Origin of the sequence: Nocardioides sp. S5, from assembly GCF_017310035.1 — a bacterium.
In the GTDB taxonomy this organism is placed as follows: Bacteria; Actinomycetota; Actinomycetes; order Propionibacteriales; family Nocardioidaceae; genus Nocardioides.
This window is the reverse complement of record NZ_CP022296.1, coordinates 4,256,707-4,277,571: the sequence shown is the minus strand read 5'-3', so window position 1 is coordinate 4,277,571 and position 20,865 is coordinate 4,256,707. Positions and strand designations below refer to the sequence as shown.

Sequence of the window (20,865 nt, the reverse complement as noted above, 5' to 3'; positions counted from 1 at the left end):
GCGGCAGGGACGGAATCGGCTCGCCTCAGGAGCCGCCCACGGGCAGCTCGAGCCAGAAGGACGAGCCGACCCCGGGCGTGGACTCGCCGCGCACCGCGCCGCCGTCGCGCTCGGCGATGGTGCGCGACATCGACAGCCCGAGCCCGCTGCCCTTGGTGTCGCGGGGCGCGAACCGGACGAACGGCTCGAAGGCGTGCAGCAGCTGGTCGGCGTCGAGCCCGGGCCCGTCGTCGCGCACCACGACGCGCACCATCTCCAGCCCGCTCTCGCCGCGCAGGTCCTGGGTCGTCAGGTGCACCTCGCCCGCACCGTTGCGGTGGTGCTTGATGGCGTTGCCGAGCAGGTTGGCCAGCACCTGGCGTACGCCGGACGGGTGCGCCCACGCGGTGACGGCGGGGTCGATGTCGACGTGCATCTCGACCCCGGCCGCTCGGGCCGGGTTGCGGTGCCAGTGCACGACGTCGGCCACGGCCTCGGCGAGGACGACGTCCTGCTTCTGGTCGTCGCTCGACAGGGCGCGACCGGTGCCGAGCAGGTGGTCGACCACGGTCAGCACCTGCTCGCAGGCCCGCACCATCGCCGGACCGTCGCGCAGCAGGGCCGCCGACACCGGGTCCTGCGGCGACCGGCCGGCGTCGTCGAGGAGAACCTCGGTGTAGCCGAGGACCGAGCTGAGGGGCGTACGCAGCTCGTGCCCGACCGCGCCGAAGAACTGCTGGTAGGCCAGCTGTGCCTCGGCTCCCGCATCGATCGCCTCGGCCAGGGCCCGGCGCGAGTGCTCGAGCATCATGCGTGAGGTGATCGCGGAGTTCAGCAGGCGCAGGTCCTCGATGAAGATCTCCGGCCACGGTCCTGCGCCCAGGCTCACGGCCGACACGCTGCCGAACATCTCGCCGCGCGAGAGCAGCGTCGTGGAGACCAGGCTGCGCACGCCAGTGCGCTGCAGCTCGGCGCGGTCCTGGGCGGCGTCGTCGGGCAGGAGCTCGGTGTCGGTGAGGGCGGCGAGACCGTGCGCGCGGGCGTGCGTGGAGAGCCAGGGCATGGTCAGCGCCGCATCGGGGCCGGCGCCGGGTGGCGGCAGGAGTGAGAGGGGAGCCTCGGGTCGGAACCACTCGCGCACCCACGCGCGCCCCCCGAGCCGGACCCAGCCGGTCGGTTCCTCGGGCGCGAAGATCGTCAGCGACGAGATCACTGCGTCGACCCGGCCGTAGGACAGCAGGTGCGCCGCGGTGCGGACGATGGCCTCGTCGGCGCTGATCTCGCCCTCGAGGACGACTCCGGCGAGACGCGCGGCCTCGGGGGACACCGGCCCGCGGGAGGACACGTCCTGCAGCGCGGACGGCTGGGTCACGACGTCTCCCTTCGCGAGGCGGTGAAACGGCACGGTGAGGGCTGGATGCCCCGACTCTGGTCGATCGACACGCTCTCGCTCAAGGAGATTGTCCGGTCCACTCCCCACTGCGCGAGGTGGACCAGCTGGGCCGTACCCAGAGTACGGCCCGGGCATGCGTGCGGCCCCGCCCCGAACGGCAGCCACGCACCCGGTCGCCGGGAGTCGTCGTGCCACCTGCCCGGGTCGAAGGTGCTGCGGTCCGGGTCGTCGCCGGGCACCAGGTCGTCCGAGCGCCCGAGCAGCAGCGGGCTGACGAGCACGACGCGACCGGCGGGCACCCGAGCGCCGGTGAGCTCCACCTCCTCGGTCGTGAGGCGAGCGGTGACCCAGGTCGGGGGAGTGAGCCGCAGCGTCTCCCACACGGCGTACGTCGGGTCGACGTCCCCGGTCTCGTGCTGACCGAGCCACGCCAGCAGCCAGGCGCCGGCGGCGATCGGGACCTGGATGCCGGCGGCGAGGAGCGTCGCCACCTGTGCCGGGGTGTCCTCGGCGCCGGCCAGCGGCGCGAGCTCGTCCTCGAGGGCGTGGCGGGCCGCCGTCTCGACGCGGCGGGTGCGGCTCCAGCGTCGAGGCGGTCTGCGGGCGGCGATGACGGGCGCGAGGGCGTCGATCCATTCCAGCACGAGGTCGGCGACGCGGTCGCGGTGTGCGGGCTCGAGCGCCCCGAGCACCGCGGCGGTGGTGGAGCGGGCGATCGGACGGCGCAGCAGGACCATCGCGTCGTACGGCTCCGGGCTCGCGCGATCGTGCGTGTCGAGCGCCGCTGACCACTCGTGCTCGAGGACCAGGACGCCCCGGGCGACCTGGTCGGGGGTCAGCGGGGCGAAGACGGTGTGGCCGGAGCGGCTGTCGCCGGTGCTCCCGGCCAGGTCGCCGCTGCGGGTGACGTCGCCGGGGAAGTCGAAGAGGTGCGGCTCGGTGAGGACGCGCCGGGCGTCGGCGTGGGTGGTGACGACCCAGGGCCCGACCGGGGACAGGGGTACGACGCCCGTGCGTGGGGCAGAGAGGACAGCGCCGAGCCGGCCGCCGGCCGACTCGGCGCTGTCCACGTGCATCACTGCGCGCGGATCACTCGCAGGTCAGTGGCGGCCGGGGCCCGGGCGCCACATGTAGAGGGCCTGCACCTGGGTGGCGGCGCGCTTGGTCTCGATGGCGGTGCGGATGCGGTTCATCATGGTGTTCTCCAGGGTGGTGGGGTGGGGCCTCGCGCCGAGGTGGCGCGGGGGTGGCACTGCTGGGAGTCGAGGACCCGGTGGTGCGTTTCAGGGACGAGTTCCGGACTCCAGGGCGTGCAGTGTCTCGGCGATGAGGTCAGTCAGCTGCTGGATCCGCAGCGGTTTCTGCATGACTGTCTCGATGCCGAGTTCCTGGAGAACAGCTCGGTGCTCACCCGCCCATGCGCTGATCACGACGATCCGCACGTCCGGCGCGACCTCGGGGTGCTCCCGCAGCCAGCGCACGACATCGACACCGCTCATGCGCGGCATCGTCAGGTCAAGGAGCATCACGTCGAAGGTCTCGCGCTGCAGCGTCTCCACTGCGTCCATGCCGTCCACGGCGGTGGCGGCGTCGTGGCCGGCCCGCTCGACGAGACGGCAGAAGACGTCACGAATGTCCTCGTTGTCATCGACGACGAGGAAGCGCAACTGCCGAGCCTCCCTGCTCATGGAGGCAAGACTAGTCAAAGTCGGTGTCAATCCGCTGCCAGATGGGTAACTCGAGACGAAACTTCCCTTCAAGTGATCCTCAGGGGGACGGGCGGGGAGGGCTGCGGGTTGGAGGGCCGGGCCCCGCTGGCCCTATGCTGGGCGCGCTCGGTCGAGCGTGTCCCGACCGAGCTGGCCCCCATCGTCTAGCGGCCCAGGACCCCGCCCTTTCACGGCGGTAGCGCCGGTTCGAATCCGGTTGGGGGTGCGGCCCGGTTCGGGGGCGGGCGCCGATTGGTGGTCTCCGAAGAGCATGGGTTAGAGTTCCACCCGCTTCACCAGTTACAACCTGGCCCCGTAGCGCAGTTGGTTAGCGCGCCGCCCTGTCACGGCGGAGGCCGCGGGTTCGAGTCCCGTCGGGGTCGCCATTGCATGCCGATCAGGGTGAGCCACCAGGCTCACCCTGATCGGCATTTCTGGCCTCTGTGGCTGCTTTGGTGCCTCCCTAGGGTGGGGCCATGCCCCTCGACCTGGACCCGGCCGCCTTCGACGCGATGGTGGGACGTGCCCTCGACGGCCTGCCCGACGAGCTGGCCCGCCTGGTCGACAACGTCGTCGTGCTGGTCGAGGCCGAGGCCCCCGACGACGACCCCGACCTGCTCGGCCTCTACGACGGGCTGGCGCTGACCGAGCGCCCGGCGAACCACTCCGGCATGCTCCCGGACCGGATCCTGCTCTTCCGCGGTCCGCTGCTCGACATGGCCGAGACGGTGGAGGAGCTGGAGGAGGAGGTGCGCATCACCGTGGTCCACGAGGTCGCCCACCACTTCGGCCTCGACGACGCCCGGCTGCACCAGCTGGGTTGGGGCTGAGGGCAGGTGCCCGTCTAGCCCAGTCCGGCGCCGAGGAGCCAGCCGAGCGCGCAGGCCCCGACGGAGAGGACGGTCGTCGCCGCGACGTACGCCGCCGCCGTACGCGCGGGTCGGGTCACCGACTGCACCGCGAACGACGAGAACGACGTGAAGCCGCCGCAGAGGCCGGTGCCGAGCAGTGCCCACCACGTCCCGCCGAGCGACATCGCGGCGAACGCCCCGAACAGGCCCGAGCCGACGACGTTGACCGCCAGCATGCCGACGGGGAACACGCCGTCGCTGCGGCTCAGGACATACCTCAACGGCGCGCCGACCGCCGCGCCGAGGGCGACGAGGAGGGCTGTCATCGCGTCGCCTCCTCGCGCTCCGGCCGGTGCGCGAGCCGCTGTCCGAGGGCGGCCGCGAGGAGTCCCGCGCCGAGCGTGGCGGCGAGGTGGAGGCCGGCCAGCGCTGCATGGCCGGTGGCGGCGAGCTCGCGCACCTGTCCGGCCCACGCCGACACCGTGGTGAAGCCACCGAGGAGGCCGGGGCCCAGGAACAGCGACCACCGGTGTGCGCGCCCGAGCGCCGCGACCGCGGGGAGGACCCCGAGGGCGAAGGCGCCGACCACGTTGATGGCGAGCGTGGCCCACGGGAAGAGGGTGTCCCCGGCCGCGACGTCGATGCCGTGGCGCGCCGCGGCTCCCGCAGCGCCGCCCGCTGCGACGAGGAGCAGGTCGGCAGCGCGGAGGGGGCGGGGGCTCACCCGACCCGACTGGTGGATGCTGCGCTCGCCCGGGGGAACCCGGTCCACGGCCGGGCGCTCGCCCCGTCGAGCTGGTGGACGAGCTCGCCGAGCATCCAGTTGTGGAAGGCGCGCTGTGCAGCCGTGCGCGCCATGGAGAGCAGGCGCTCGGCGCGGCAGAAGGCGTCGGCGACGTCGAACATCTCGGTCATCGTCACGAAGATCGGCCCGGCCTCGCGCACCATCGGGAAGCCCACGTCGACGCGCGGCAGCCCGCGTGACTCGGCGTCACGGATCTGCCGGTGGAAGGACGCCGGGAACTGCCGCTCGAAGTTGGCGAACATCGAGGTGAGGTCGCCGGCGAGCGGGTAGTCGGACTGGTGCGACAACGACAGCAACCGCAGCTCGCGGCGCAGCTCGTGGTACTGCCGGTTGAGGGAGGAGTGGAGCGGTACGTCGACGCCGAGCAGGCGGATCTCGACGGCCGTCTCGCTGGTCGGTTCGGGCGCGTCGGCGTCGTGCTGGTCGATCACCCAGTCTGCCGAGCCCTCGTCGCTCATCTGCGCCGACGGCTCGAACCAGACGATCTTGCCGTCGGACTCGATGGTGGCGCCCCAGGCGAGGGCGCACTGGGAGACGATCGCGAGGCCGCGCCCGAAGGTGAGGAGCAGGTCGAGGTCGTCGAGGTCGAGCGGGGCGGGGGGCACCGGTGGCCTCGTCGAGCCGTCGACGACCTCGATGCGGGGGTGGCTGGCGGTTCCGCGGACCCGCACCTTGTAGGGGGCCTCGCCGTGGAGGATCGCGTTGGCCACGAGCTCGGAGACACCCAGCTCGGCGCACTCGACGAGGTCGGGCCGGTCGAGGCGACGGCAGATGTCGCTGACCCAGCGGCGCGCGTCAGCCGCGGCGCGCGGCGACGACGCCAGCGTCAACTCGGAGCTCAGCGGCACTGGGACTCATTTCGAGGGGGGTGGGCAGTCCAGTGGAGCCTGATTACCCGACCGTCGGGTGGTTCAAACCTCGACAACACCATAGTTTCTCGCGACTCTGGGTAGTGGGTGTGAGCAACCAGACGCGCCCGGCGTTTCGCACTGGCGCGCGTGGCGGTACGACAATGGCGACCGACGTGACTGCACCTACGACCCCAGGAGCTCCCATGACCGCGACGCAGGCACCCCGCCACAAGGTGGTCGTGATCGGCTCCGGGTTCGGTGGACTGTTCGGAACCAAGGCGCTGAGGCGTGCCGACGTGGACGTCACGGTGATCGCCAAGACCACCCACCACCTCTTCCAGCCGCTGCTCTACCAGGTCGCGACGGGGATCCTCTCCGAGGGCGAGATCGCACCGCCCACCCGCGAGATCCTCAGCAGCCAGGACAACGCCAGCGTCATCCTCGGCGAGGTCACCGGCATCGACCTCGAGGCCCGTACGGTCACCTCGCAGGTCCTCGGGCGCGACACCGTCACGTCGTACGACTCGCTGCTGGTCGCCGCCGGCGCCAGCCAGTCCTACTTCGGCAACGACCACTTCGCCGAGTTCGCACCCGGCATGAAGAGCATCGACGACGCCCTGGAGCTGCGCGGCAGGATCTTCGGTGCCTTCGAGATGGCCGAGCTCGGGGCGACCCGCGGCGACGACGTCGACCACCTCCTCACCTTCGTCGTCGTCGGCGCCGGCCCGACCGGCGTGGAGATGGCCGGCCAGATCGCCGAGCTCGCGCACCGCACGCTCAACAAGGACTTCCGCGCGATCAACACCCGCACCGCCCGCATCGTCCTCGTCGACGCCGCCCCGCAGGTGCTGCCGCCCTTCGGTGCCAAGCTCGGGGAGAAGGCCAAGGCCGAGCTCGAGAAGCTCGGCGTCGAGGTCATGCTCGGCGGCATGGTCACCGAGGTCGACGAGCGCGGCCTCGAGGTGAAGTTCAAGGACGGCCACGTCGAGCGCATCAACTCGGTCGCCAAGATCTGGGCCGCCGGCGTGCAGGCCAACCCCCTCGGCAAGACCCTGTCGGAGCAGACCGGCGCCCCGCTGGACCGCGCCGGCCGGATCGCGGTCAACCCCGACCTGACCCTGCCGGGCCACCCCGAGGTCTTCGTCGTCGGCGACATGATCGCCCTCGACAACCTCCCCGGCGTCGCGCAGGTCGCCATCCAGGGTGCCAAGTACGCCGCCAAGGAGATCAACAACCGCCTCGAGGGCAAGCAGCCGCAGGCGCCGTTCAAGTACTTCGACAAGGGCTCGATGGCGATCATCAGCCGCTTCCGCGCCGTCGCGATGGTCGGCAAGCTGCGGATCACCGGCGTCGTCGCCTGGCTGATGTGGCTCGGGGTGCACCTCGTCTACCTCACCGGCTTCAAGAACCAGGTCTCCGCGCTGATGCGGTGGGCGATCACCTTCATCAGCAACAACCGCTCCGAGCGCACCACGACCGAGCAGCAGATCTTCGCCCGTGCCGCGCTGGCCCGGCTGCGGCGCGGTGCCGCCGACCTGGTCTCCGACCCGGGCATCTACGACGCCACGCGGGCGATGATGGAGGAGACGCGCCGCCAGGAGCTCGAGGCCGCCGCCCAGCGCGAGGCCGAGCTCACCGACTCCGGCGTACGAGGCGTGTCCGAGGCCCGCTGAGCCCGATCGGGGCCGGACGCGGATGAGGGTCCACGAGTCTGCGGATTCGCCCCACCCGGGCGCGCCGGTTCGCCCACACTGGTCCGTGACCTGACCGGCCGACGGACGGACCCCTGACGATGAAGCTCTCCCGGCGCGTCCTCGCGTCGGCTGCGGCCGTCTGCGGCCTCGCTGCCACGCTGGCCGCCGTGCCGCAGCCGGCGGCGGACGCCGCCCGCGCGGGCGAGCGGACCTTCCGCATGGCGCCACTGGGCATGACGGCCGACCTGCCCAACCCGCTGCGCGGGCAGTACCGCTGGCTCGGCGCCGAGCCGACGCCCGCGACCGTCACGTCCAACGACCTCTACTACCGCGACCAGGTCTACTGGGGTCGGATCGAGAAGGCCGACAACGCCTGGGACTTCTCCTGGATCGACTCCGGCCTCGCGGACGCCGGAGCGCGCGGAGGCAAGTTCGGCTTCCGCGTCATGGCCTACTGCCCGGGCTGCTGGATGGAGAGCCGCGCGGACCTGCCGCCCGTCACCCCGGCGTTCGTGCCGCGGCAGGCGGGCAGCGACGTACCGGACTGGAACGCCCCGTCCTTCGTCGCGCAGTGGCGCGAGCTGATGGCCGAGCTCGGTCGCCGCTACGGCGACGACCCGCGGCTGGGCTACGTCGACGTCGGCGGCTACGGGGCCTACGGCGAGTGGCACGTGTGGGAGGGCGAGCGGGTCTCCGACGCCAACGGCCTCGCGCTGGTCGATGCCGTCGCCTCGGCCTTCCCCACCAAGCACGTCCTGCTCAACACGATGACGCCGGTACCCTTCACGCTGAAGGCGCTGCGCAACCACCGCAACCTCGGCCTGCGCACCGACAGCCTCGGCTGCCCGGACATGTACTCCATGGTGGCGACCGACAAGCGCCTGCAGTCGGTGTGGAGGACACGACCGTTCTTCTCCGAGTGGTGCACCCGCGCGGACCCGGTCCTGGGTGCCCAGCAGGTCCGTCGCTTCCACGTCTCGACCCTCTCCTCGGGCAACATGCCGTGGCGCGGCACCGAGCTGACCGGGCGCCAGCGCACGGCGTACGGCACGGCGCTCGCGACCGCCGGCTACCGGATCAAGGTCCGCTCGCTCACCCTGCCCGACGTCCTCGACGCCGGACGCAAGGTCGTGGTCCGGACCGCGTGGGCCAACCAGGGCGCCGCCCCGACGTACGACGCCTGGGACGTGCGGCTCACCTTCGTCCACGCCGCCACCGGACGGACGGTCACGCGGTCGCTCGGCCGGCCCCTCGAGGGACTGGTGGACACGGCCGTGCACAGCACGAAGATCAGCACCAGGGGCATGAAGGCCGGGAGGTATGACCTCCACCTCGCCGTCGTGGACCCGTCGGGCTACTCCGCGCCGATGCACCTGGCCAACGCCGGTCGCACCGCCACCGGCACCTACCGCGTCGGGGCGGTCAAGGTCCGGTGAGCCCTACTCGCGCTGACGCTGACGGAACGCCCGCACGGCGGCGTTGATCGTGGCGAAGTCGCGCAGCTGCCCCTGCGGCTCGAGCAGGTCGACCCGTCGCAGGCGTCGTACGACGTCGTCGTTGGCCCGGGCGACGGCGACCACCTCGATGCCGAGCCCGCCCAGCCGCTCGAGCAGGGTGGTGAGCATGTCCAGGGCGGTGGCGTCCAGCGCTCCGACGCCCTCGAAGTCCAGCACCAGCCACTCCTCGGCGCCGGGGTTGACCTCGAGCACGTCCAGGACCCGGGCCGCGAAGCGGTCGGCATTGAGGAAGAACAACGGAGCGTCGAACCGGTAGACCAGCAGGCCGGGCTCAGGGGTGGCCTCGGGGTGCGCGTCGACCTCCACCCAGCCGTCGAGGTCCGGAGCGTCACCGAGGATCGCGTCGTGCGGCCGGGCGATCCGGCCCAGGGCGACCACGATGGAGAGGCTGACCGCGACGACCACGCCGACCAGCACGTCGAAGGCGATGACGCCCAGCGTGGCGACCAGCGCCAGCAGGGCCTCCTGCCTGCTGGCGCGCCACAGGGCCCGGTAGCCCGGGACGTCCAGGATCGCGATCGCGGCGGAGACGATCACTGCCGCGAGCGCGGTGCGCGGGATCTCGCCCAGCACCGGGCTGAGCAGCGCCAGCGTCGCGATCACCAGCCCGGCGGCGACCAGCGAGACCACCTGGGTGCGGCTGCCCAGGGAGGCGGGCACGGCGGTGCGGCTGGCGGACGACGACACGGGGAAGCCCTGGGAGAGGCCGGAGCCCAGGTTGGTCAGGCCCAGGGCGAGCAGCTCCTGGTTGGGCTCGACGCGGTAGCCGAGGCGGTCGGCGACGGACCGGCCGGTCAGGACGTTGTCGGTGAAGCCGACCAGCACGATGCCGACCGCCACCGGGAGCAGGCCCACCAGGTCCGCCCAGCCGACATCGGGCAACCCGGGGGTGGGCAGTCCCTCGGGGATGGCGCCCACCACGGGGACCATCGGTCCTGCGCCCGGGACCAACCAGACGAGGGCGGTCGCGAGCGCGACCGCGATCAGGGCGCCGGGCCAGGTCGGTGCCCAGCGCCGCAGGCTCAGCAGGAGCGCGAGCACGGCGGTGCCCAGGACCAGCGTGGCGGGGTCGACGTCCCCGATCTCCCGGACCAGCTCGGTGACCCGAGGGAAGAACCGGTCCGCCTCGATGGCCACCCCGGTGAAGGCCGCGATCTGGCTGCTGAGCAGGGTGAGGCCCACCCCGGTGATGTAGCCGACCAGCACGGGCTTGGAGAGCACCGAGGCGACGAAGCCGAGCCGTGCGGCGGCGCCGAGGATCGCGATCGCGCCGACCACGAGCGCGAGCGCGGCCATCAGCGCGACGTAGCGCGCCGGGTCCCCGGCTGCCATCGCGCCCACGCCGGTGGCGGCCAGGATCGCGGTGCCCGGCTCGGGCCCGACGCCGAGGTGCCGGCTGGTGCCCACCAGGGCGTAGACGACCAACGGGGCCAGGACGGCGTAGAAGCCGTACTCCGGAGGCATGCCGGCCAGCTCGGCGTACGCCATCGACTGCGGGATCAGCATCGCCCCGACGGTGGCGCCGGCGACGAGGTCGGGGCGCAGCCAGCCCCGTTGGTAGCCGCGGAGCACGGCGAGCCCGGGTGCCAGGCCCCGCAGGCGGGAGCGCTGCCTGCTCGTGGACACGCTCCGCACGCTAGTGCCTCGCGACGCTCATTCGGCCTGAGGGGGCGGGGCCATGAGCAGCCACAGCAGCTCGAGGGTTCGGTCCATCCACTCGGGCGCCACCGTGCCGCGGCGGACCAGCTCGCCGAGATAGGCGCCGACCATGAGGCTCACGATCCCTTCGGCGTCGAGCCCTGGTCGCAGCGCCCCTGCATCGACGTCGTCGCGGATTCGACTCACGAGGGTGTCGACGTAGGGCTGCAACGCGGCTCGGAAGAGCTCCGTGAACTCGGGGTCGGTGTTTCCGACGAGCGCAGCCAGCCCTCCTGGTCCCAGGACAGTTCCCATCTGGTGCCATGCCTGCTCGAGAGCGAAGCGGATCTTGTCCCGCACAGTCCCCTCGCGTGGCACGTCAGGGGCTCCGATGGCTTGCGCGAGGACAGCAGTCAGGAGAGCGCCGCGGTTGGGGTAGCGGCGGTAGATCGACGTCTTGGCGACGCCCGAGGTCGAGGTGACCCGGTCCATCGTGACCGCCCCCGGCCCGCGGTCTCGCAGGAGCTTCAGGACGCTCGCCTGCAGGCGCTGATCGACCGAAGCCTCGCGGGGACGTCCGGGCCTGGCCGGCGAGGAAGGAGTCTCAGTGGGTGTCATGGGTCCGCTCACGGATGCGTTCGTCGGGGCTGCCCGACAGGGGGTGGACTCTGTCGCTGGACGCTGCCCATGGTGGCAGAGGCACGCTGCGAGGCACCGAGCCCTCACGGTCGTGTTGCCTTCCGTCCCTGCTCGAGACTGAAGAAGCCACGTGGAGCGCGAGAAGGACCGTCACGTAGGTGACGACAGCAGCCATCCCGAAGGCCACCAGCACGATCAGGGGGTGCACGTGCTCACGCGGCCTGGTCGAACGGACGTGCCTCCCGGGCATCACGGTGGACGACTGGTGTGTCGGGGTCGGCCCGCCACTTGTCCAGGAAGTAGACCAAGGTGACGCCCCCCATCGTCAGTCCTCCGGCCACAAGGGCCGCCACGATGAATGCCAGGACCTCCATGCTGTTCCCCTTCCTTCCGAGGTGTGAGCCCCTCCGCTTATTACGATACGGCAACCGTATCGAAATAACCCTCGAGGGCCAAGTCATGGGTGATTCGCTCTACATGCCGGCGGAGCTGCGTCTGCCGGGAAGTCGGTGCCCCGCGCGGGAATCGATACGGTCGTCGTAGCGTTATGCCCAGTGCCTCCCAGAGGGAGGTCTACTCGCCGAGATGGCTCGGGCCGTGGCGGGATCACACACGAGTCGGTGCCGCAACGGCACGGAAGGAGCGTGGACGGCATGGTCGTCTACAACGAGCTGGTCGCACTGACGGCCGGGGCCGGACTTCTCGGCTTCGCCGTCTTCCTGGCCTATGTCATCAAGGCCAAGCGCATCGACAGCGAGGGCTGGGCAGGCTTCTTCGGCGTGACTGGCCTGCTGCTGCTGGTGCTGGGTGTCCACACCACCGTGACGTGGCCCTTCGGGGGCAACGGCTTCGAGTACGCCAACATCGCCTTCGGCCAACCTGCTGCCGGCTTCGGCGCCCTGCTGCTCTTTGCGGCCGTGTATCTGTGGCGTCACCGAACCCTGTACGCCGGTGACATCGACGAGGCGAACGCGGTCACCCTGGGGGCGTTCAAGCCGGTGGGCATCTTCGTCGGCGCCCTCGGCCTGGGCATGGCTGTGCTGGCCATCGCGTTCGTACGTTTCCAGCTGGGTGCGGCACCGCCCGAGGAGCCCATCAGCGGCCGGTTCGGGCACCTGCCCATCCTCGAGGCGCTGTTCCTCGGCGGGCTGTGGGGAATCGTCGCCCTGGGCGCGCTGCTGTTCGCGATCGCGCTGTGGACCGATCGCCCGCAGCTGCTGCGCTGGGCAGTGCGGGCCTGGGTGGTCGGCGGAACAGTGTTCCTGCTCTTCGGTGCGATGAACTTCTACACCCACATCGGCATGTACTACAACATAGAGCACGGCACCATGCACAAGTGGTGACATGAGCCCAGACGCGCCCGCACGTGCCCGACGCTCGCGGACGACGGGGTCGCCGCGATCGCTGTCGGCGCTCGTCACCCGTCACCCGTCAGGCGAAGCACTACACCGAGGTCGGTAGGCCTCCAGGGGCTCGAACCCTGAACCAACGGATTAAAAGTCCGCTGCTCTACCCATTGAGCTAGAGGCCCGGGACACGCTGATCTGGCCGCGTCCACGACCGAGTATCCCGCACCCGACGGGCCGCGGGGCGGCCGCCCCGCGAGCGTGAAAGCTGGGCGGTGCCACGACCCCGGCGACCCCGTTGGCCGACTGTTCACCCACAGGTGTGACGCAGACCGTGACGTCCGGCGATTTGTTGGTAGGGTTGGTGGTGCAACAGGTGCAAGTTCCAGCAGGTTGACGCCAGCGGAGTTTGTGATCCAACGGCGTTTCCATCTTCGGGCCTTCCAGCTTGTGAGTCGGAGCGACGTGTCACCGCACTTGATGCGGAGTCGTCGAAGTGATGGCTTCTCGTTCCGATAACAGGAGTACCGAGCACATGGCTCAAGGCACCGTGAAGTGGTTCAACGCCGAGAAGGGTTTCGGCTTCATTGCGCAGGAGGACGGCGGCGACGACGTGTTCGTGCACTACTCGGCCATCCAGTCCAACGGCTACAAGTCGCTGGACGAGAACCAGAAGGTCGAGTTCGACGTCACCCAGGGCCCGAAGGGCCCGCAGGCGGAGAACGTCCGCCCGCTCTGATCCTGGACCTGTTCCAGATCTGATCGAGATCCGGCCCCATCCCCCCAGGGGGGTGGGGTCGGATCTTTTTTGTCTAGTAGCACGTTCGGGTCATTGGCTCGGAGGCAGTCGTGAGCGAGACTTGGACCAACGGCCTAGAGTCGGATGATCCACGATGATGGGAGGGTGACGTGCACGACCAGTTCGACGTGACCCTGGAGGACGGCGACCTCCTCAACGAGGTCGAGCTCACCACCACGCTGATCATCGCGGCCAGCGAGTCCGAGGAGCACCTCTCGCAGGAGGAGATCGACCAGCTGCTCGGGGTCACCCCGCGTCGACCGGTGGACTGACCCGCCGCTCCCTGCTCAGCAGGTCGCGAAGAGCACCGGCCCGCTCGTGAGGTCGGAGAGCACGTACGCCCCCTCGACCGGTCGCAGGTCGAGCACGACCTCGCGGCCCTCGGCTCCGGCGCGCTCGACGCTGAAGCGCTCGGTGAAGTCGCCGCCCTGTCCGGGCGCAGGCCCCGCCGCGAGCCGCGCCCGGGCGTCCGCGTCGGCGGGAGCGTCGTCGGCGTCCTCGACCTGGAGAATCGCGCGCAGGTCTCCGTCGGGACGCAGCGCCATCGCGAAGCCCGTCAGCGGGTGCACACCGCCCGCCGCCGCCACGAGCTGGTCGGCCTCGGCCTGGGCGTCGTCGTCGGCCTGCGACATCGCGAGCGTCTCGCAGGCGTACGCGCCGTCGTACACCGCCGCTGCCAGCGGCTGCTCCAGCGTCCCCGCGAGCTCGGCGAGGTCCTCGGCGCCGTCGCTGTCACCGTCGACCACCGCCAGCACCTGCTCGAGGTAGGGCGCCTGGTCGGAGGCGAGCACGACCTGCTGGTCCGCCAGCAGCGCGACGTGCTGCAGCTCGGGGGTCAGTCCCGGCCCGACTCCCGCCAGCACGTCGGGCCCACCGACCCACACGCCGTCCTCGTCCTCCGGCTCGGTCCAGCCGAGCGCGGTGAGGCGCTCCGCGATCGCGTCGAGGTCCACGTCGTCGGCCACGCCCATCATCTCCACCGCACCCCCCGGCGACTGCGCCAGCAGCTCCCACGTGAGCGTCGCGGGGGAGAAGCCGAGCTCCTCCTGCATCACGCCCGCGGACGTGCCGAGCGCCGACATGGGGGACAGGTCGCGGTCGAAGGCCTCGGCCAGGAACTCGTCCACCTCCACGGCGGAGGAGTCGGCGTCGACGTCGGCGCCCAGCTCGCGGCGTACGCCCTCCCAGTCGGTCCACGCGGCGCGACTGGTCTCCGCCGGCGCCATCCGCAACGCCCTGGCGAGCGGGTCGTCCGGGATGAGGAGGCGCCATCCGAGCCACGCGACCAGCGCGAGCACGACCACGGCCACCAGGCCCACGGCGGTGCGACGTGACACGGGGGCTCCTCAGCGGTCGGGGTGGGTGTGAGACTACTTCCATGCCTCAGGGTGGTGAGCTCCGCGACGTGCGTGCTGCCGGTGCCGTGGTGACGCGCAAGGGTGGTGACGTGCTGCTCGTGCACCGTCCCAAGTACGACGACTGGTCCTTCCCCAAGGGCAAGCTCGATCCCGGCGAGCACGTCGTCACCGCCGCGGTGCGCGAGGTGGCGGAGGAGACCGGGCTCGACGTGCGGCTCGGCCCGGCGCTGGGTCGGCAGCGCTACCGGATGTCCAACGGGCGGTGGAAGAGCGTCGACTACTGGACCGCGCGGGTGGTCGGCAGCGACGACGTGGGCCGCTACCGCCCCAACGAGGAGATCGACGCCGTCGAGTGGGTGCCGTGGAAGGAGGCCGAGCGCCGCCTCACCTACCTCTACGACCGCGACACCCTGGCCGAGGCACGTCCGCTGCGACGCAAGACGCGCACGCTCGTCGTGCTGCGCCACGCCAAGGCCCGCTCGCGCAGCGCGTGGCGCCAGGACGACCGGCTCCGCCCGCTCCTCCAGGCGGGGCAGGCCCAGGCCCAGCGCCTGGTGCCGCTGCTGTCGGCCTTCGACGTGACGTCGGCGCACAGCTCGTCGAGCACCCGCTGCGTGCAGACCGTGACGCCGTACGTCGACGTGACCGGTCGGCCCCTGAAGACCTACGACGAGCTGAGCGAGGAGGGCGCGACGACCGACGGCGTGGTCGACCTCGTCGACGTCCTGCTCGACGCGGGCGAGAGCACGGTGCTGTGCACGCACCGGCCGGTGCTGCCGACGGTGCTCGACGCGCTCGAGGTGTCCGAGGTCCGCCTCGAGCCGGGCGGCATGCTGGTGGTGCACCACCGCCGCGGCAAGGTCGTCGCCACCGAGCCTTTGGCCCTCTGACCTGCGAGTTCTAGACTTTTCGGGCCTGCTCGTCAAGGCCTCTGTGACGAGTTCATGTGATCGCCGTCTCACGCACGAGTCTGCGACGCCATTCGGCCCGGTTCAGTTCATCGTGCGTTCACCGACGGCGCCGTGGTCGTTCTCCTGACGTCCCTACCTTCACTGGTGTCAGCACACATCAGACTTTCAGGAGCAACGAAGTGAAGCGCACTTCTCACCGCTGGACCCTCGCGTCCGGCGTGGCCGTCCTGGCCCTCACCCTCGCCGCCTGTGGTGGCGGCGACGCCGGCGCCAGCGAGGGCGGTTCCAGCGCCAGCGGCACCGTGGCCGTCGACGGCTCCTCCACCGTCGAGCCCATGTCCAAGGCCGCCTCCGAGCTGCTCTCCGAGGAGAACCCCGACGTGCGCGTCACGGTCGGCGCCGCCGGCACCGGCGGTGGCTTCGAGGTGTTCTGCCAGGGCCAGACCGACATCTCCGACGCCTCCCGCCCGATCGAGGAGGACGAGGTCGCGGCGTGCGAGGAGGGCGGGGTCGAGTACACCGAGCTCCAGGTCGCCACCGATGCCCTCACCGTGGCCGTGCACCCCGACCTCGCGGTCGACTGCCTCACCACCGAGCAGCTCATCGAGCTCGTCGGTCCCGGCTCCGAGGTCACCAACTGGAGCGACCTGGACCCGAGCTTCCCCGACCAGGAGATCTCCTTCTTCTTCCCGGGCACCGACTCCGGCACCTACGACTACATGGCCGCTGACGTCGTCGCGGACGAGTCCGAGGAGCTGCGAAAGGACGTCGAGTCCTCCGAGGACGACAACGTCCTGGTCCAGGGCATCTCCGGCACCGAGGGTGCGGTCGGCTTCTTCGGCTACACCTACTACGAGGAGAACATGGACTCGCTCAAGGCGCTGTCCATCGACGACGGCGCAGGCTGCGTCGAACCGTCCGCCGAGACCGCTCAGGCCGGTGAGTACACGCCCCTGTCGCGCCCCCTCTTCATCTACGTCAGCAACTCGTCCTACGCTGACAACCCCGCCACCGCCGAGTACGTCGACTTCTACATCGAGAACCTCGAGACGATCGCCGAGGCGGCGAAGTACATCCCGCTGAGCGAGGAGCTCTACAGCGAGACCCAGAGCGCCCTCGAGGGCCTCTCCTCCTGACAGGAAGAGTCGTCACCCCTTCATGAGCAGCACTCACACCGGCGCAGGCCCGTCCTTCGGGGCGGGCCTGCCCGGCGCCCCCATCGACCTGGGCCGCAAGGCTCGTCCGGCCGAGACCGCGATCAAGGTGGTCCTGTTCGTGTCGGCGATGCTCTCCGTCGCCATCACGATCGGGATCCTCGTCGCACTGGTCGAGCCGGTCGTCCACTTCTTCGCCGAGGTGCCGTTCGGGGAGTTCTTCTCCTTCGACGAAGGCACCCGGTTCGCGGTCTTCCCCCTGATCACCGCGACGATGGTCACGACCGTCATCGCCCTGCTGGTCGCCGTACCCCTCGGACTCGGTGCCGCGATGTACCTCTCCGAGTACGCCTCGCGGCGTGCGCGCAAGGTCCTCAAGCCCACCGTGGAGCTCCTCGCGGGCGTCCCGTCGGTGGTCTACGGCTTCTTCGCGGTCATGTTCGTCACCCCGACCCTGCTGCAGGACATCCTTGGCCTCGGCGTCGGGTTCACCAACGCCCTGGCCGCGGGCCTCGTGCTCGGGGTCATGATCATCCCGACCATCGCCTCGCTGGCCGAGGACGCGTTCTCGGCCGTGCCCCAGGCGCTGCGGCAGGGGTCGTACGCCATGGGTGCCAACCGCATGCAGACGACCCTGCGCGTCGTGCTGCCGGCGGCCCTCTCGGGCGTCGCGGCCGCCATCGTGCTCGGCCTGTCCCGCGCCGTCGGCGAGACCATGATCGTGGCGCTGGCCGCCGGGTCGCAGAAGAACTTCAGCCTCAACCCCCTCGAGGGCATGCAGACCATGACGGGCTTCATGGCCACGACCGCGGGCGGTGAGAACCCCGTGGGTTCGACGTCGTACAACACGCTCTTCGCCGTCGGCCTGACGCTCTTCGTGATCACCTTCGTGATCAACATGATCAGCATCGCCCTCGTCCGTCGTTACAGGCAGGCCTACTGATGAGCGTCGCCACCACCACCGCCCGTGAGACCGTCCAGCTCGCGACCGGCAGGAGCCGCGAGCGCAGCGCCGGGTCGCTCGTGTTCCTCGGCCTGCTGTGGTTCTCCCTCTTCTTCGGCGTGATGGTCCTCGTCGTGCTGATCGCCGACACCGCCATCGCCGGCGCCGGTCGGTTCGACGCGGACCTGGTCACGAGCTACGACTCGACGCTCTTCCCCGAGCGCACCGGCTTCCGCGCCGGCATCCTCGGCAGCCTGTGGCTGATGCTCTTCACGGCGCTCATGGCAGTGCCGCTCGGCATCGCCGCCGCCGTCTACCTCGAGGAGTTCGCCGACTCACGTCGGTGGTACAACCGGATCATCGAGGTGAACCTGCAGAACCTGGCCGCGGTGCCGTCCATCGTCTACGGCCTGCTGGCCGTCGCGGTGATGGCCCTGATCGGCATCGAGCGCAAGGGCATCGTCCTGGGTGGTGCGATCGCGCTCGCCCTGCTCATCCTCCCGGTCATCATCATCACGACCCGCGAGGCCGTGCGAGCGGTGCCCGAGGAGATCCGTCAGGGCTCGCTCGCGCTAGGCGCCACCACGTGGCAGACGACGTGGCGGCAGGTGCTGCCGTCGGCGGTTCCCGGCATCGCCACGGGCACGATCCTCGGCCTTTCGCGCGCCATCGGGGAAGCGGCCCCGCTGCTGATGCTGGGCCTCGCGTCGTCGGTGCGCTTCGACCCCGAGGGCATGATGAGCCCCATCACGGCGCTGCCCATCCAGATCTACGGTCTCAGCTCGAGCTCGCAGGACGCGTTCCAGGAGGCCGCTTCGGCCGCCATCATCGTGCTCCTCGTGATGATCCTCGGGCTCAACGCACTGGCCATCTTCATCCGCAACAAGTTCCAGCGATCCTGGTGAGAGAGACTGACGACATGGCTTCTGCCACTTCCTCCGACACGTTCCCGCAGATGGGTTCGCTCGGCGACGTCCACATGAGCGCGGAGCGGCGTCTGCCCGACTCCCCGGTCAACCCGGTGATGGAGACGCGCGACCTCAACGTGTTCTACGGCGACTTCCACGCCGTGCACGACGTGAACCTCGCCTACGGCCGCCACGAGATCACCGCGATGATCGGCCCCTCGGGCTGTGGCAAGTCCACGGTGCTGCGCTGCCTGAACCGGATGAACGACCTGGTCGCCGGCGCCCACGTCGAGGGCGGCGTGCTCTACCACGGGCAGGACATCTACGAGAAGAACGTCGACCCGATCGCCGTACGCACCCAGATCGGCATGGTCTTCCAGAAGCCCAACCCGTTCCCGAAGTCGATCTACGACAACATCGCCTACGGCCCGCGGGTCACCGGCATGAAGGTCGACAACATGGACGACCTGGTCGAGGAGGCGCTGCGGGGCGCTGCGCTCTGGGAAGAGGTCAAGGACAAGCTCAAGCAGTCGGCGTACGGCCTCTCCGGTGGGCAACAGCAGCGCCTCTGCATCGCCCGGACGATCGCCACCAAGCCCGACGTGATCCTCATGGACGAGCCGTGCTCGGCGCTCGACCCGATCGCCACCGCGCGCGTCGAGGACCTCATGCTCGAGCTGCGCAACGAGTACACGATCATCGTCGTGACCCACAACATGCAGCAGGCCGCCCGCGTCTCGGACCGCACCGCGTTCTTCACCGCGCGTCCGGACGAGACCACCGGCAACCGCACCGGCCTGCTCGTGGAGTACGACCTCACGTCGACGATCTTCTCCAACCCGAACGACAAGCGCACCGAGGACTACATCTCCGGCCGCTTCGGCTGAGCCATGGGCCTTGGCCTCGCACGGGTCGGGGTGGTCGGGTACGTCCTGGTGGGTCGATCGGGGGTTTGATCCACCAGGGCGTTCCCGGCCACCCCGATATCTGAGGACGTGGTGGTCGGGGATCGGCCTCTCCGACGTTCACCCTGTCCTCAGATGTCCGCCGGCCGTCGGGGGACTGTGGATGATTCGAGCGGGGGGCGACAGGTTCGGCCCACGATGCAGTCGTGGACTCGGACGGCAGGACGGCGGGCGCCTGGCCGGCGCGTGGGATCGGTCCGCGTGAGGGCCTGCGGCCCGGCGTGCGGTGGCCGTCGCGTCGAGATCCGCTGGGCGTGGACGGACCGACCTCGTGGGGCACGCGTTCCGGCGAGTGGCGACGATGCGGGGACAACCTGTGGGTGCCGGCATCGGTCGACGTCAGCGACCCCGCACAGCGCATCGTCGAGGCAGCGGCGCTCCTCCCGGGATATGGCGGGGTGACCGGATGGGCCGGGTTGTCGTGGCTCGGCGGGGTCTGGTTCGGTGGGGCGGGACGCGGCGGCGAGCTGCTGGACGTCCCGGTCGCGGTCAGCAGCGGCCACCGGATGCGGCCGCGCCTCGGCCTGGAGGTGTCGCAGGAGGTCATCGCCCCGCGATACGTCCTCCGACACGGTGGCGTACGGGTCACCGAGCCGCTGTGGAGCGTCGCCTACGCGATGCGCTACGCCCTGGATGACCGGGCCGCGGTCGTGGCCTTCGACATAGCGGCCTTCAACGACCTCGTGTCGATCGACGAGCTCGCCGCCTACGTCGACACCGACCTCGTCGCGCGGCGCGGGGTCGAACGCGTACGGCGGGTCCTGCCGGAGCTCGACGAGAATTCGTGGTCGCCGATGGAGCCGGTGCTGAGGTGCGAGTGGAGGGAGGAGATGGGCCGACCCCGCCTCCTGATGAACGTGCCGGTCTTCGACCGGAGTGGCCGCTTCGTCGGCACTCCGGACGCGATCGACCCCGTCGCGGGGGTCTACGGCATGTACGACGGTGGACTGCACCTCGCCGGCAAGGTGCGCCACGCGGACGTGGCGAAGGAGGCTGCCTACCGCCGGCTCGGCCTGGAGGGCGTCACGATGATGTCCGGCGACATCGCTGACAGCGACCCCTTCCGCCTGCGACTGCGCGACGCGTACGCCCGGGCGGGCCGCCGCCCGGCGTCGGACCGCGAGTGGACGCTCGTGACCCCGACCTGGTGGAAGGACACCACCACCGTGGCCGCTCGCCGCGCGCTGTCGGCGTACGAGAGAAGGCGCCTGCTTGCCCATCGGCAGCGGGCGGCCTGATCCGCCCACCCGACATATCTGAGGACGTGAGGGACGTGAATCGGGGTCCGGGACGTTCAGGACGTCCTCAGATATCGGGGCGGGGGCGGGGCGGGGGCGGAAGACGGGGGGGAAGACGGGGGCGGAAGACGGGGGCGGAAGCCGGGGGCGGAAGACGGGGGCGGAAG

Annotated in this window: 22 protein-coding genes and 3 tRNA genes; 14 read left to right on the top strand and 11 right to left on the bottom strand. The window is 70.7% G+C overall.

The annotated features are described in order from the left end of the window. Positions 1-25: 25 nt before the first annotated feature. From CFI00_RS21150 to CFI00_RS21140, 3 genes are all read right to left on the bottom strand, one after another. Complete coding sequence (locus tag CFI00_RS21150; protein ID WP_207082928.1) at positions 26-1,351, bottom strand: HAMP domain-containing sensor histidine kinase; 1,326 nt, start codon at positions 1,349-1,351, stop codon at positions 26-28. Then, a complete protein-coding gene (locus CFI00_RS21145; protein ID WP_207082927.1) occupies positions 1,348-2,442 on the bottom strand; it encodes a cytochrome P450 in 1,095 nt (364 codons plus the stop codon). The genes CFI00_RS21150 and CFI00_RS21145 overlap by 4 nt, the downstream gene beginning before the upstream one ends. A gap of 213 nt (positions 2,443-2,655) precedes the next feature. Then, positions 2,656-3,060, bottom strand: a complete 405-nt coding sequence (locus tag CFI00_RS21140) for a response regulator (RefSeq protein WP_207082926.1) — start codon at positions 3,058-3,060, stop codon at positions 2,656-2,658. 174 nt (positions 3,061-3,234) lie between these two features. On the opposite strand from CFI00_RS21140, the gene CFI00_RS21135 reads away from it, so the two are divergent. The 3 genes from CFI00_RS21135 to CFI00_RS21125 all read left to right on the top strand — a co-directional run bounded on the left by CFI00_RS21135 (position 3,235) and on the right by CFI00_RS21125 (position 3,911). After that, a tRNA-Glu gene (locus tag CFI00_RS21135) sits at positions 3,235-3,307 on the top strand. An 83-nt stretch (positions 3,308-3,390) separates the two neighbouring features. Continuing rightward, positions 3,391-3,467, top strand: a tRNA-Asp gene (locus CFI00_RS21130). 90 nt (positions 3,468-3,557) lie between these two features. After that, the gene (locus CFI00_RS21125) at positions 3,558-3,911 is read left to right on the top strand and encodes a metallopeptidase family protein (RefSeq protein ID WP_207082925.1); all 354 of its coding nucleotides are present in this window, start codon (positions 3,558-3,560) and stop codon (positions 3,909-3,911) included. Between the two features lie 14 nt (positions 3,912-3,925). Here the strand turns inward: CFI00_RS21125 and CFI00_RS21120 are convergent, their stop codons facing one another. From CFI00_RS21120 to CFI00_RS21110, 3 genes are read right to left on the bottom strand one after another with little or no spacing between them, the layout of a single operon-like run. Then, the gene (locus CFI00_RS21120; RefSeq protein ID WP_207082924.1) at positions 3,926-4,258 is read right to left on the bottom strand and encodes a CrcB family protein; all 333 of its coding nucleotides are present in this window, start codon (positions 4,256-4,258) and stop codon (positions 3,926-3,928) included. Beyond that, positions 4,255-4,656 carry a CrcB family protein gene (locus tag CFI00_RS21115; protein ID WP_207082923.1) on the bottom strand — a complete coding sequence of 134 codons (402 nt, stop codon included), beginning with the start codon at positions 4,654-4,656 and terminating at the stop codon, positions 4,255-4,257. The genes CFI00_RS21120 and CFI00_RS21115 overlap by 4 nt, the downstream gene beginning before the upstream one ends. Beyond that, positions 4,653-5,585: an ATP-binding protein gene (locus CFI00_RS21110; RefSeq protein WP_207082922.1), complete on the bottom strand. Its 933-nt coding sequence runs from the start codon at positions 5,583-5,585 to the stop codon at positions 4,653-4,655. Before CFI00_RS21110 ends, CFI00_RS21115 begins: the two co-directional genes overlap by 4 nt. Before the next feature lie 206 nt (positions 5,586-5,791). Here CFI00_RS21110 and CFI00_RS21105 point away from each other — a divergent pair, with 206 nt between their 5' ends. Beyond that, positions 5,792-7,261 (top strand): NAD(P)/FAD-dependent oxidoreductase, encoded by a 1,470-nt coding sequence (locus CFI00_RS21105; RefSeq protein ID WP_207082921.1) that lies wholly within the window; start codon positions 5,792-5,794, stop codon positions 7,259-7,261. A gap of 119 nt (positions 7,262-7,380) precedes the next feature. Beyond that, a complete protein-coding gene (locus CFI00_RS21100) occupies positions 7,381-8,718 on the top strand; it encodes a DUF4832 domain-containing protein (protein ID WP_207082920.1) in 1,338 nt (445 codons plus the stop codon). 3 nt (positions 8,719-8,721) lie between these two features. On the opposite strand, the gene CFI00_RS21095 is transcribed toward CFI00_RS21100, so the two are convergent. The 3 genes from CFI00_RS21095 to CFI00_RS21085 all read right to left on the bottom strand — a co-directional run bounded on the left by CFI00_RS21095 (position 8,722) and on the right by CFI00_RS21085 (position 11,450). Next, positions 8,722-10,425, bottom strand: coding sequence for a SulP family inorganic anion transporter (locus CFI00_RS21095; protein ID WP_207082919.1), 1,704 nt, complete (start codon positions 10,423-10,425; stop codon positions 8,722-8,724). 27 nt (positions 10,426-10,452) lie between these two features. Next, entirely contained in the window at positions 10,453-11,055 is a 603-nt protein-coding gene (locus CFI00_RS21090; RefSeq protein WP_277988327.1) for a TetR/AcrR family transcriptional regulator, read from the bottom strand. 233 nt (positions 11,056-11,288) lie between these two features. Further along, positions 11,289-11,450, bottom strand: a complete 162-nt coding sequence (locus tag CFI00_RS21085; RefSeq protein WP_207082918.1) for a hypothetical protein — start codon at positions 11,448-11,450, stop codon at positions 11,289-11,291. Positions 11,451-11,729: 279 nt separating this feature from the next. Here CFI00_RS21085 and CFI00_RS21080 point away from each other — a divergent pair, with 279 nt between their 5' ends. Then, positions 11,730-12,419 carry a DUF981 family protein gene (locus CFI00_RS21080; protein WP_242532921.1) on the top strand — a complete coding sequence of 230 codons (690 nt, stop codon included), beginning with the start codon at positions 11,730-11,732 and terminating at the stop codon, positions 12,417-12,419. A gap of 115 nt (positions 12,420-12,534) precedes the next feature. On the opposite strand, the gene CFI00_RS21075 is transcribed toward CFI00_RS21080, so the two are convergent. Then, positions 12,535-12,607 (bottom strand) — tRNA-Lys (locus CFI00_RS21075). A 350-nt stretch (positions 12,608-12,957) separates the two neighbouring features. Between CFI00_RS21075 and CFI00_RS21070 the strand changes: the two genes are divergently transcribed. Together CFI00_RS21070 and CFI00_RS21065 are read left to right on the top strand one after the other, a co-directional pair. After that, positions 12,958-13,161, top strand: coding sequence for a cold-shock protein (locus CFI00_RS21070; RefSeq protein WP_056598399.1), 204 nt, complete (start codon positions 12,958-12,960; stop codon positions 13,159-13,161). Positions 13,162-13,331: 170 nt separating this feature from the next. Further along, a complete protein-coding gene (locus tag CFI00_RS21065; RefSeq protein ID WP_207082916.1) occupies positions 13,332-13,493 on the top strand; it encodes a hypothetical protein in 162 nt (53 codons plus the stop codon). Positions 13,494-13,508: 15 nt separating this feature from the next. Here CFI00_RS21065 and CFI00_RS21060 read toward each other — a convergent pair whose 3' ends face one another. Further along, the gene (locus tag CFI00_RS21060) at positions 13,509-14,558 is read right to left on the bottom strand and encodes a hypothetical protein (RefSeq protein WP_207082915.1); all 1,050 of its coding nucleotides are present in this window, start codon (positions 14,556-14,558) and stop codon (positions 13,509-13,511) included. A 41-nt stretch (positions 14,559-14,599) separates the two neighbouring features. Here CFI00_RS21060 and CFI00_RS21055 point away from each other — a divergent pair, with 41 nt between their 5' ends. From CFI00_RS21055 to CFI00_RS21030, 6 genes are all read left to right on the top strand, one after another. After that, a complete protein-coding gene (locus CFI00_RS21055; RefSeq protein WP_207082914.1) occupies positions 14,600-15,469 on the top strand; it encodes an NUDIX hydrolase in 870 nt (289 codons plus the stop codon). Between the two features lie 200 nt (positions 15,470-15,669). Then, complete coding sequence (locus CFI00_RS21050; protein WP_207082913.1) at positions 15,670-16,626, top strand: PstS family phosphate ABC transporter substrate-binding protein; 957 nt, start codon at positions 15,670-15,672, stop codon at positions 16,624-16,626. A gap of 22 nt (positions 16,627-16,648) precedes the next feature. Beyond that, positions 16,649-17,587 carry a phosphate ABC transporter permease subunit PstC gene (pstC, locus tag CFI00_RS21045; protein WP_207082912.1) on the top strand — a complete coding sequence of 313 codons (939 nt, stop codon included), beginning with the start codon at positions 16,649-16,651 and terminating at the stop codon, positions 17,585-17,587. Beyond that, positions 17,587-18,492: a phosphate ABC transporter permease PstA gene (gene pstA, locus CFI00_RS21040; protein WP_207082911.1), complete on the top strand. Its 906-nt coding sequence runs from the start codon at positions 17,587-17,589 to the stop codon at positions 18,490-18,492. The genes pstC and pstA overlap by 1 nt, the downstream gene beginning before the upstream one ends. 74 nt (positions 18,493-18,566) lie before the next feature. Further along, complete coding sequence (gene pstB / locus CFI00_RS21035) at positions 18,567-19,382, top strand: phosphate ABC transporter ATP-binding protein PstB (RefSeq protein WP_347401905.1); 816 nt, start codon at positions 18,567-18,569, stop codon at positions 19,380-19,382. Positions 19,383-19,606: 224 nt separating this feature from the next. Beyond that, positions 19,607-20,698, top strand: coding sequence for a hypothetical protein (locus CFI00_RS21030; RefSeq protein WP_207082910.1), 1,092 nt, complete (start codon positions 19,607-19,609; stop codon positions 20,696-20,698). Positions 20,699-20,865 lie beyond the last annotated feature (167 nt).